The organism is Arthrobacter sp. TMN-49 (genome assembly GCF_054511095.1).
In genome coordinates, this window is record NZ_JBTNDH010000039.1 from 19700 (window position 1) to 30313 (window position 10614).

Genomic DNA, 10614 nt, shown 5'->3' on the forward strand with positions numbered 1-10614 from the left:
CCGGCAGTACCCCAACGCTACCGAAGACGGCGTCGAAAGACAGGTCCCGAGTTTCGGACCTACCCATGGTTTAGACAACAGGAGGTCCTTGACCAAGCCGCACAGGCCCATCCAAGGCTTCGGGAGCTAGGATAAAAGTGGCAACGATCCGCCGCGAGGAAGCCTGCGCTTCGCCACCTACTCATGAAAGCCAAACCATGAATCCTGAACGCATGAACGTAGAGTCCTTCAACCTCGATCACCGCACCGTGTCGGCACCGTATGTGCGGGTTGCCGACCGCAAGGTCCTTCCGCACGGGGACGCTATTACGAAATATGACGTGCGCTTCACCCAACCAAATGTGGCCCATTTGGACATGAAGACTGTCCACTCACTGGAGCACCTCTTCGCCGAATGCTCCCGGAACCATTCCCACGCCGTCATCGATTTCTCCCCGATGGGCTGCCAAACGGGGTACTACCTCATCCTTGCAGGCGAGCCGGACATCGCCGGCGTGCTTGAACTCATCGAGGCAACACTCACCGACGTTCTAGCCGCCACCGAGGTTCCCGCCGCCAATGAGGTGCAATGCGGTTGGGGCGAGAACCACTCCCTGGACGACGCCAAGGCTGCCGCCCGGGCATTTCTGCAGGAGCGTGCCGTCTGGGCGCAGGTCTCCGCTTGAGCGCCGTCGAGGTCATAGTCATTGTTGCCATGGCCGAAGAAGTTGCCCCGTTTCTTCAGCGTGCCAGCTCCGTCGGTGAGCCGGTACGGCTCGGCAACGCGGTCCATCGCACAGCCGTGATCAACGGCCACAACGCCGTTATTGTCCAAGGCGGCATAGGTCTGGTCAACGCTGCGGGAGCTGCCACAGCTGCCCTGCTGCTGGCGAATCGGGATGAGCCGCAGGCCCTTCCTCCCTTGGTCATCAGCGCCGGGAGTGCCGGCGGGCTCGGCGATACCGTGCGGGTGGGCGATGTTGTGATTGGCACCAACGTCATCAACGCCGACGCCGATGCCCGCGCCTTTGGGTACGGTCTTGGACAGGTCCCGGGCATGCCGGCGTCGTACCCGGCGCCGCAGTTTCTGGTGGAGGCCAGCACCTTCGACGTCGCTGGGAATGGGCTAGTGGATACCGTTCATCATGGACTCATGATTTCCAGTTACGCCTTTGTTGGCCACGAGCGCTCAGCCGTGATGAAGGCCCTGTTTGAGCAGGTTCTGTCCACCGACATGGAATCATCTGCGATTGCGCAGACATGCCACGTCTACCAGGCACCGTTCCTTGCCATCCGGGGAATATCCGATTTGTGCGGCCCGGCATCTGAGGCCGACTTCCTGGTCCACGTTGACGACGCTGCCGAACGCTCTGCCGAAATTGCCACGGCAGTCATTGACTCCTGGTTTGCGGCCGGGGCGCCACGGACGGAATCCGCCACAACTCAGCCCGGCTGACGGCACTGGCGGCGCCTCCGCCGATCATGGTGAAGGCGCCTTGGAGCTGCCCTTCTACACCACCATCGAGTCCTTGCTCCTAGCAATTCCCGGCATTCCCCACCGTGCGGGCACCTCAGACGAGTCGCGTAGCACTATAGACATCCCCGCTCCACGGCGTTAGCCTATGACTCAGAGAGTTCACAGTTGAATGCCTAAGCCGAGGGCAGGGTGCTCCAGCACCTGAGTCAGTGTCTTCTTATCAGTTGCATCTGTGCGGAAAAGCGCCCAAGACTTCGGTCGCAGCCCCGAAAAGTGCACCGTGCACCTTTGGATTGCCAGGAGATTCTCCGATGACCATTGATCCGTCTTTTCGTATTGAAAACGAACTAGCAGAGTTCCTCCAAACCACGCTCAGCTGCAGCTACTGCCATACGGCTAGCTATTTGATGGTTGAATCCATCGAGTCGCTCCGGCCGAAAGTAAGCGGGCAAGTATCCGTCGAGTACAGCTGTGGACGCTGCGATGCGTTCTTTGCCCACGATGCCCCTGTGGGGTTGGTGGCCAAGCTCCTCATGAACTGCCCCACCGGCACGGGCGTTCTGAAGTTTGGCCGCTACTACATTCACTGTGGAGAACCCATGGAGAAGGCAAAGATTCGAATATCCAAAGTCCAGCCGAGCGCCGAAGGACTTGATCCGGCACCAGCCGTTTGGTTGCCCTCGAAGGTGATGCGCTGCCACTGTGGCTTCCAGATGTCCATTCCCACCTAGCGGGCACGGTTCAAGCGTCAAAACGGGTTTTGACGTTCTCAACTGTCAGGTTCGCCAACATCTCCATGGCAATATCACGGAGTTTCCGGTTTCTCGTGGAGGCCGCTCGCGTCAGAATCTCAAACGCCGCACTTTGTGAGCAACGCTGTTGGCCAATGATGACCCCCACGGCAAGATCTATCGCGGTGCGTGACCTCATGGCTGCCTGAAGATCCTCAGCCAGCTGCTGCTTGGAGTTGATGCGCACCGCCAGGCGCAGCGTCCTCTGGGCCTTTGTCGCGTAGTGCTCAGCGGCTCGAACTACCCCTTCGGAGAAGATCGACGGGTTGGGAGAGAAAAAGCTAAGCGACGCCGCGGCACCCTGCTCCAGGATCAGCGGAACAGCCAGGACACTGTGGATTTTCGCCCCTATCAAGGCTTGGGCATGCTCCGGCCAACGCCCGTCCGCGGCAGCCCCACGAACCACCATGGTTTGCCCGTGCCGCAACGCCGTCAGGGCTGGCCCTTGTCCACGGTGTAGCTGGTGGTCGTTGAGTGATCTGGCCCGGTCAGTATTGCCGGCACTTGTCAGGGCTCGTCGCTGCCTCGACAAGGTAATGGCACAATCCACTTCCCCACCGCAGTACTTTGCTGCCAATGCAGCAGAGTATTTGCTAAGTTCCAACAGGAAGTCCGCCACGTCGGCGCTATCCAACACTAAATCCTGCAAGTGCTCGGCAACTGCCGGCTCCAGGACTCCACCGTCCCACGACGGAGCCGACGGCGCTAGACCGGACATCCTCACCTCGGCAGGCACGCTGGCATCAAAAACCCCCATAGTCATTTACTGCCTTTCGCATCAGATCCGCTGCCTAGGAAGAATCCGGCTCCGTGATCCACACCCGAAACCCACCTGCCGCGTAGTGGGTTCCGCAGGTGCCTGACCTGACTCTACGCCGAAACGCCCGCGCTGACACGAGCAACTCTTAGGGGCCGTCCTGTTCTAGCCGCTTCTGTCGCAGGAGTCCCAGGACGCAGCGCCGGACGTGGGCGGGTGAAACTGCAGCGCCAGGCGAAGTATGCGCGACAGTGAGCCGACCCGCGCTTCAACCACACTCACACTGAGCTTGGCCACAGCGGTAAAGAGCTTCAGTGTTTCCGCCACGGTGTTGCTGGTCGGGTGCACGCCCGAAGCGTGAGCAGCTGCAGCCGCCAGCTGGTCCGCCGGGCCTTGACGCCCAGACAGAGGCTAAGGACTTCGCCTGTGGTCAGGGAGCACCTGGGGTGCCGCGATTCGCACACCAACCGCCAGAAGAAGCCCGTTCTCACCCTCGGCGGCGGGGCACGGATTGGATCGTTCCAGCAGGGCCAGGGCCGAGGCGTCCACGTGCTTGGCGTCCATCAAGTCGACAGTGACAGGTAGCCCGGAAAACTTAAAACGAGCCCTCTCGATGATGGGCAACAGTGCTTGACAGTTGGCGTCAGTCAAACAGCCAGTAACTTTCAGGGACGCGGATGTTCCATAGTCCAGCTGGAAAAGGATGCGCAGTCTGTGCTCCACAAGTCACCCCACGAACGTAGGCTTCATGGCCATTGCTTAGCCTCTGCGTTAAGCGTATAGAGGCGGCAGCATTTTGAAAAGAAGGATGGTTGGCCCGTTGAGCATTTTGGCGTGTCAGCCGCCACCGGGTCCGCCGGGCCCTGCCGCGGCAACCGCACAGTGGCTACAGCCTGGTCAGCCCATTTCCAACAATGACCACACCGATCATGAACAGGATCAAGATGGTGAGTGTTCTATTGTTCCGCGTGAGCCAGGATCGTGTGCTGTGCAGCCACGGAGAGCCCACCGCCTACCACTGACAGGGCCGCGCTGCGCTCAGCAAGACCGCTTCGGGCCGCAGCCCCAGCGATCCGACACTGGCCGACCACCTGGGCTCAGCTCCGGCCGGCTTGCCTCGAGTGCGGCGCTACACGGGGATGGCCAACGCCACCAATGCCAGCCCGATGACGATCTGGGCGAAGGCAGTTGCGGTTAGTTGTCCCCCCTGCGCTGATTCCGGGATGAACGTGGCAAGCATCGTAAACCCGCTCACAATGGATGCGATGCCCAAAACCCAGCCGACCAAGTAGGGCACGGATGACCGCCGGCTGTTTTTCGACAATAGGATCAGGACGGTGGCCATGATCGGCACCGAACTCACCGCTGACGCGACGGAGATGGGCAGAAGGTGACCGAGCGCCTGCCACATATCGCTGACCTAGCCCACTGGGCGCCACGACGCCGGGCGGGTTGAGCGTGCACCGGCCAGGCTCAGATCCGCTACAACCGCGAGACGTGGCCTGCCACTGCTGGCATCCGGTGGAACAGAGCACATCCCCCTGAGCTCCCACACCGCCCTGCGAGGGACTGAGCTCTCTCCTGCCGTCATGCTGTTACCGTGCCCATCCCGGCTGAGGGGGCCTGTGTTCCCTCCCTGTCCGGCGGAACAGTGTGGCCCCTGACCGCGGTATTGCGAACAAACACCACCAGCCGGCTGTGACTACAGGCGGCTGGTCGTGGCAGGGTGGGTGCGGAGACAATCGAGGCAGGCCCTGACAGGGACTCCCTGGGAAGTGGCCACGGGACGTAACGTGGTGTGTATGAACAACCGCAATGAAATCAGGGAATTCCTTGCCTCCCGGCGAGCAAAGCTCACGCCGGAACAGGCGGGACTGCCCACCTTCGGTGGCATCCGGCGCGTCCCTGGGCTGCGCCGTGAAGAGGTTTCACTCCTAGCAGGGGTGAGCGTGGAGTACTACACCCGTGTTGAACGCGGCAGTCTTGCCGGTGTGTCGGACTCCGTACTGGAAGGTATTGCCCGGGCGCTTCAGCTGAACGAGGCAGAACATGACCACTTGTTCAATCTGGCCCGGGCCGCCGGGCCGGCCACACGCCCGCGCCGGCAACCCGCCAAGGGCATCCACCCCAGCGTGCAGCGCATCTTGGACAGCATGGTGGGCATCCCGGCCTTTGTGCAGAACGGCCGTCTCGACGTCGTCGCAGCCAATGACCTGGGCCGCGCCTTGTACTCAGACGCGTTCGCTGATCCAATACGTCCAGTGAACTTTGCCAGATTCGCCTTCTTCAACCACCGGTCCGAGTCGCTGTACCCGGACTGGAACCTTGCCGCTGACATGGCCGTGGCCATACTGCACACAGAAGCCGGACGGAACCCCATGGACAAGTGCCTGATTGACCTTGTCGGGGAACTCTCAACCCGCAGCGAGGAATTCCGCAAACGCTGGGCCCAACACAACGTCCGTCTTCACAGGACGGGTGCAAAGACTTTCCACCATCCCGTGGTCGGTGAACTCAAGGTGCATTTCGATGCCTTGGAACTGCCGGCAGCACCGGGGCTGACTATGATTACCTACAGCGCCGAACCAGGCTCCCCCTCGGAAGACAGCCTGCGGCTTCTGGCAAGCTGGGCGGCAACCAACACGCAGACCGAAAATCCCGCCCCGGCGCTCCCTGCGCCCGTGGAGGTCAAGCAGCCGCACGGCATTCCGGCTGACTTAGACCAGTAGGAACGCGCTCTTTAGAGCGTACCCATCTGCGCGGCGGGGCACGCCGTGCTGCCGTGGACCCCCTGAGGGGGTCCCTGCCGGTACCCCCTATCGACGCGGCCTGTTTGCTTCCTTGCCGCTGGTGTTGAGTAGAGGAAGCACGGGCCGCCCGGGGCTTCCCCGTGAGAAACCCGCCACATCTATGGGTCAGAAAGGAATGGATTCACAGTGACTCGAGTAACCCTTCCGAACGGCAGCGGAGTAATCACGTCGGAGCCCGTCAGCAACCACCTGCCCCGGGCTGCTCTCTTGGTGATGACCCTGACTGGATTCATCCTGATCGCCACCGAAACCATGCCAGCGGGCCTGCTCTCGCACATCGCGGCCGGCTTGAGTATCAGCGAAGGAACAGCCGGCCAATTCGTCAGCGCCTACGCCCTGGGCACAGTCATCGCGACCATGCCGGCGGTGGCCCTCACGTGCGGTATGCGACGAAAGCCCGTCTTCCTGATAGGCATTCTCGGTTTCCTTGCCGCCACCATCGTCACGGCATTCTCCGGCCACGTGGTCATCTCACTCGGTGCAGGCTTCGTGGCCGGCGCATTCTCCGGCCTCCTCTGGGGCATGTTGGCGGGATACGCCCGCCGCATTACCCCTGCCCACCTTGCCGGACGGGCTCTGGCCATAGCCTCGATCGGCACCCCCATTGGTCTGGCCGTCGGGACTCCCCTGGGCGCCTGGTTGGGCACAACACTGGATTGGTGCTGGTCCTTCGGCGCATTGTCGATTCTGGCCTTGGTCACCGCCGTCCTGGCCGCGGCTCTGGTCCCCGATGCGCCGGGCCAAGGTGCCGCATCCCAAGTACCGATGATCCGCGTCCTCCACCTTCCCGGGGTCGCTGTAATCCTTGCCGTGATTGTCGCCTGGATGATGGGTCACAACGCCGTCTACACCTATATCTCTACCTGCCTGCGTGAGATTGACGTTCACTTGCCGGTCGACGTCGCACTGGTCTGCTTTGGCGTCGCTGCGCTGGTGGGCATCGGCATAACCGGAACGGTGATTGACCGGGCGCTGCGGCGCCTGGTCCTCACCAGCCTTGCCGTGTTTGTTGCTGCCGGGGTGATCTTCATGATGGCCCAGCTGCAAACTGCCATCAGCGCCGCCAGTGGTGAGAACTCGGACGTTGCAAACTCCATGCTTGGCGTCGCCTTCAACCTGGCCATTTTCGCCGCTGGAGTGGCCAGCGCCGTGGTGGTCAGCACCTGGGTCGGACTCGCCCTGCCGGTTGTCATGATCGGGCTCGCCCTGACGGCCCTCCTCATTGCGGCCCTCGGGCGCCGCACAGCCTTCCCCACGACTACCTAAGCGACGGCGGCAGCCACGTGCCCGCCGTCGGACCCCCACAAGCCACCACTTCACATCAACAACAGGAGAAATCATGTTTACCGTCAACGCTTATGCAGCACCTTCGGCCACCGGCGATCTGGTCCCGACCACCATCGAGCGCCGGGCCGTTGGCCCCCACGATGTCCTCATCGAGATCAAGTTTGCCGGCGTCTGCCACTCAGACATCCACACTGTTCGCGGCGACTGGGGCCCACAAAGTTACCCGCTGGCCCCGGGACACGAAATCACCGGCATCGTCACCGAGGTTGGCGCGGCCGTCACCAGTCATGCTCTCGGTGACAGGGTCGGCGTGGGCTGCATGGTGAACTCCTGCGGCGAATGCGCCAACTGCCAGGCCGGTGAGGAACAGTACTGCCTGGCCGGCAACACGGGAACGTATGGTGCGGTGGACCGCGACGGAACCATCACCCAGGGCGGCTACTCAACCCACGTCGTGGTCACCGAGAACTTTGTGGTCAGCATTCCCGACGGTCTGGGTCTGGACGTGGCGGCACCCCTGCTCTGCGCGGGCATCACCACCTACTCCCCCCTCCACCGTTGGGGCGCCGGCCCCGGCAAGAAGGTCGCCGTCGTCGGGCTCGGCGGACTCGGCCATATGGCCGTCAAGATCGCCCACGCCATGGGTGCCGACGTCACCGTGCTGTCTCAGTCGTTGAAAAAACTCGAAGACGGGCTCCGACTGGGCGCGGACCAGTACTACGCCACGAGTGATGAGACCACCTTCACCGAGTTGGCCGGCAGCTTCGATTTGATCATCAACACCGTCAGCGCCGCCATCGACATCAACGCCTACCTGCGGCTGCTCAAACTCGACGGCGCACTGGTCAGCGTCGGGGCACCGGCGGAACCGCTCCCCGTCCAGGTGTTCTCACTGATTCTGGGTCGGCGCTCCTTCGCCGGCTCCGCGATCGGCGGCATTCGTGAAACCCAGGAAATGCTGAACTTCTGCGCCGACCACGGCATCGGTGCCGAAATCGAGGTGATCCCGGCCAGCAAGATCAACGACGCCTACCAACGCGTCCTAGCATCCGATGTCCGCTACCGCTTCGTCATCGACGCCGCCACGCTCTAACCACCGTGGGTGGGCGGCCGGGGCAACCGCACTGGCCGCCCGCCGCGAAAATTGGGGCGTCAAGGTTTCGTAAAGACTGCCTGAAATAGCGAATGGCCAGTGTTATGCTCCATGATGCGGTCCGTGCAGCACCGGATCGGTATGGCCCGGACCTGGAATGGGCAGCTGCGCGGAGCGCGCGGCAGGGATGTGCTCGACGATGGAAAGGTCCAACTGATGCCGACACTTGAGCGTGTTGTCCCACGGCGTGCCGGTGCACGTGAGGCCGGCCCCTGCTTGGCCCTCCCGCTGGCCTGTGGGTTCACAGTGGCCGCTGACCACGGCCGCACCGTGTGGCACGAACGGAAAATCTGTTGAGCACGCACACCCCTGAGCGTGGCGATACTCCCGTGAAGCGCAACTCACGGGGCACCAACCTGCCCGGTCCCAAAAAAGAGACCCGGCTGGCCCGCGCCCTCCGGCACCCTGTCCGCACGGTGCCGCTGGCCTTCTTGGCCGTGATCATCCTGGGGGCTGGACTTCTCATGCTTCCGGTCTCGCGCACCGGGATCGACGCCGAGTTCTTCATGCCAGCCCTGTTCACGGCCGTCTCGGCGGTCTGCGTCACAGGCCTGATCACCGTGGACACCGTGACGTTTTGGACGCCCTTTGGCCACGTGGTCATCTTGGCGCTGATTCAGGTGGGCGGCTTCGGCATCATGGCCCTGGCCACGTTGTTGGCGCTGCTGGTTCGGAAAAGCATCGGGCTGCGGGGCCAGCTCGTGGCACAGTCCGAAACCCACACCTTGAACTTCGGGGATGTGAAGGCAGTACTCTTCCGGGTGTTTAGAATCATGGCGGCCATCGAGGTCGCCACGGCCGCCATCCTCACGGGCCGCTTCTGGTTGTCCTATGGAAACGATCCTGGCACGGCGCTTTGGCACGGAATCTTCCACGCCGTCTCGGCGTTCAACAACGCCGGCTTTGCCCTCTACAGCGACAACCTGATGAGCTTCGCCGAGGATCCTTGGATCATCATTCCCATCTGTGCTGCCGTGGTCGCCGGAGGGCTCGGCTTCCCCGTCATCATCCAGCTCCTCAACGGTGGCGCCATCAGAAACTGGACCATCCACCTCCGCCTCACTGTCTACGGCACCGTCGCTCTCCTGGTGGTGGGTTTCGCCTTCTTCGCCGCTTCCGAGTGGAACCGGGCCGAAACCCTGGGCCCGATGGGCGTCGGGGGAAAGATGCTCGGTGCGCTGGCTGGCGCCGTATTTCCGCGCACGGCAGGATTCAACAGCATCGACTACGGGGCCGCGTCGGACGTCACCCTCATGGTCACCAACGTTTTGATGTTCATTGGCGGCGGCAGTGCGGGCACGGCCGGCGGTATCAAGATCACCACGTTCCTGGTCCTGGCATTCGCCATCTGGAACGAGATCCGGGGCCGCGAACAAGTCACGATCGCCCACCGCTCCATCAGCCCGTCGGTGCAACGCCAGGCCCTCACGGTTGCCTTGCTGGGTGTGGCGGCAGTCATTAGCGGCACCTTGCTGCTCCTGATCACCACCGACTACAGCCTGGAGAAAGTGCTGTTCGAATCCATCTCGGCGTTCGCCACGGTGGGGGTGAGCACAGGCATCACCTACCATTTGCCCGCCAGTGCCGAATGGGTCCTGATGGCCCTGATGTTCACCGGCCGCCTCGGGACCATCACCGTGGCCTCCGCCATTGCCCTGGCCTCGCACCCACGGCTGTTCCGGCTGCCCGAGGAAAGACCAATCATCGGCTAGCTCGGAGGCAAGCCCCACGGCCTATCCTGTTCCAGCCCGGCAAGAAAAACCCCCAGCCCAAAGTCAAAGGCCGCCTCGGCGTCGCCGTCCGGGCCCTCCAACACGCCCGCCCGGGCGAGTCCGGCGCGGGTCTGTTCCTGTGTGACGGCACCCAGGAGGTAGTGGATGAGGGCATCGGCCGCCCACTGGTGCTGCGATGCGGAGAGCCCCTGCCCGGCGAGCAGCTGGCGCACCCGCAGTAGCGGGGACGGGCTCTCCGGCGCCAGCGCATGGGCCAGTGCCACCACCTCGGCGCCGTCGCGGACGGACAGCAGCGCGCCGCGCAGTGTCAGGGCCAGTTCGCGCAGAGATGCCGACTCAGCAACAGGCTCCAGGATGAGCCCGGCGAGGACCGTGAGTAGATCCTGCTTGTTCTTGACGTGCCAGTAGAGGGCGCCGGGCTGGACGTCCAGGTCCCGGGCCAGACGGCGCATGGAGAGGTCCGCGAGCCCGTATTCACGCAGGATGGCCATGGCGGCGTCGACGATCTGCTCGCGTGTGTGTGTGATCAACTATCTGTAGGCCATTTCAGCCAAGAATGTGAGCCAAGTTAGTGGCTCGTTTCAGGCCAAAAGAGCGCTAAGAATCAGGCCAGTCATTTCCCCTCCA

Annotated in this window: 12 protein-coding genes; 7 read left to right on the forward strand and 5 right to left on the reverse strand. The window is 62.8% G+C overall.

Translation table 11 applies throughout. The features are described from left to right. The first annotated feature begins 197 nt into the window (after nucleotides 1-197). From ACX80E_RS14880 to ACX80E_RS14890, 3 genes are all read left to right on the forward strand, one after another. Nucleotides 198-665 (forward strand): S-ribosylhomocysteine lyase, encoded by a 468-nt coding sequence (locus tag ACX80E_RS14880; protein WP_459302801.1) that lies wholly within the window; start codon nucleotides 198-200, stop codon nucleotides 663-665. Then, nucleotides 662-1435, forward strand: coding sequence for a 5'-methylthioadenosine/S-adenosylhomocysteine nucleosidase (gene mtnN / locus ACX80E_RS14885; RefSeq protein ID WP_459302802.1), 774 nt, complete (start codon nucleotides 662-664; stop codon nucleotides 1433-1435). The genes ACX80E_RS14880 and mtnN overlap by 4 nt, the downstream gene beginning before the upstream one ends. A gap of 332 nt (nucleotides 1436-1767) precedes the next feature. Beyond that, nucleotides 1768-2187, forward strand: coding sequence for a hypothetical protein (locus ACX80E_RS14890; protein ID WP_459302803.1), 420 nt, complete (start codon nucleotides 1768-1770; stop codon nucleotides 2185-2187). Between the two features lie 10 nt (nucleotides 2188-2197). On the opposite strand, the gene ACX80E_RS14895 is transcribed toward ACX80E_RS14890, so the two are convergent. From ACX80E_RS14895 to ACX80E_RS14910, 4 genes are all read right to left on the reverse strand, one after another. Next, on the reverse strand, nucleotides 2198-3010 hold the full coding sequence (locus tag ACX80E_RS14895) for a GAF and ANTAR domain-containing protein (protein WP_459302804.1): 813 nt from the start codon (nucleotides 3008-3010) through the stop codon (nucleotides 2198-2200). A 159-nt stretch (nucleotides 3011-3169) separates the two neighbouring features. Then, nucleotides 3170-3352, reverse strand: coding sequence for a hypothetical protein (locus ACX80E_RS14900; protein WP_459302805.1), 183 nt, complete (start codon nucleotides 3350-3352; stop codon nucleotides 3170-3172). A 63-nt stretch (nucleotides 3353-3415) separates the two neighbouring features. Then, a complete protein-coding gene (locus tag ACX80E_RS14905; protein ID WP_459302806.1) occupies nucleotides 3416-3655 on the reverse strand; it encodes a hypothetical protein in 240 nt (79 codons plus the stop codon). 478 nt (nucleotides 3656-4133) lie between these two features. Beyond that, entirely contained in the window at nucleotides 4134-4415 is a 282-nt protein-coding gene (locus ACX80E_RS14910; RefSeq protein WP_459302807.1) for a sulfite exporter TauE/SafE family protein, read from the reverse strand. Between the two features lie 391 nt (nucleotides 4416-4806). Here ACX80E_RS14910 and ACX80E_RS14915 point away from each other — a divergent pair, with 391 nt between their 5' ends. From ACX80E_RS14915 to ACX80E_RS14930, 4 genes are all read left to right on the forward strand, one after another. Then, the gene (locus ACX80E_RS14915; RefSeq protein ID WP_459302808.1) at nucleotides 4807-5733 is read left to right on the forward strand and encodes a helix-turn-helix domain-containing protein; all 927 of its coding nucleotides are present in this window, start codon (nucleotides 4807-4809) and stop codon (nucleotides 5731-5733) included. A 207-nt stretch (nucleotides 5734-5940) separates the two neighbouring features. Then, the gene (locus tag ACX80E_RS14920) at nucleotides 5941-7080 is read left to right on the forward strand and encodes an MFS transporter (protein ID WP_459302809.1); all 1140 of its coding nucleotides are present in this window, start codon (nucleotides 5941-5943) and stop codon (nucleotides 7078-7080) included. Nucleotides 7081-7153: 73 nt separating this feature from the next. Then, nucleotides 7154-8194 carry an NAD(P)-dependent alcohol dehydrogenase gene (locus ACX80E_RS14925; protein ID WP_459302810.1) on the forward strand — a complete coding sequence of 347 codons (1041 nt, stop codon included), beginning with the start codon at nucleotides 7154-7156 and terminating at the stop codon, nucleotides 8192-8194. A gap of 353 nt (nucleotides 8195-8547) precedes the next feature. After that, nucleotides 8548-9966, forward strand: a complete 1419-nt coding sequence (locus tag ACX80E_RS14930; RefSeq protein ID WP_459302811.1) for a TrkH family potassium uptake protein — start codon at nucleotides 8548-8550, stop codon at nucleotides 9964-9966. On the opposite strand, the gene ACX80E_RS14935 is transcribed toward ACX80E_RS14930, so the two are convergent. Further along, nucleotides 9963-10517 carry a TetR family transcriptional regulator gene (locus ACX80E_RS14935; RefSeq protein WP_459302812.1) on the reverse strand — a complete coding sequence of 185 codons (555 nt, stop codon included), beginning with the start codon at nucleotides 10515-10517 and terminating at the stop codon, nucleotides 9963-9965. The two genes, ACX80E_RS14930 and ACX80E_RS14935, sit on opposite strands and share 4 nt — an antisense overlap. Nucleotides 10518-10614: the final 97 nt, after the last annotated feature.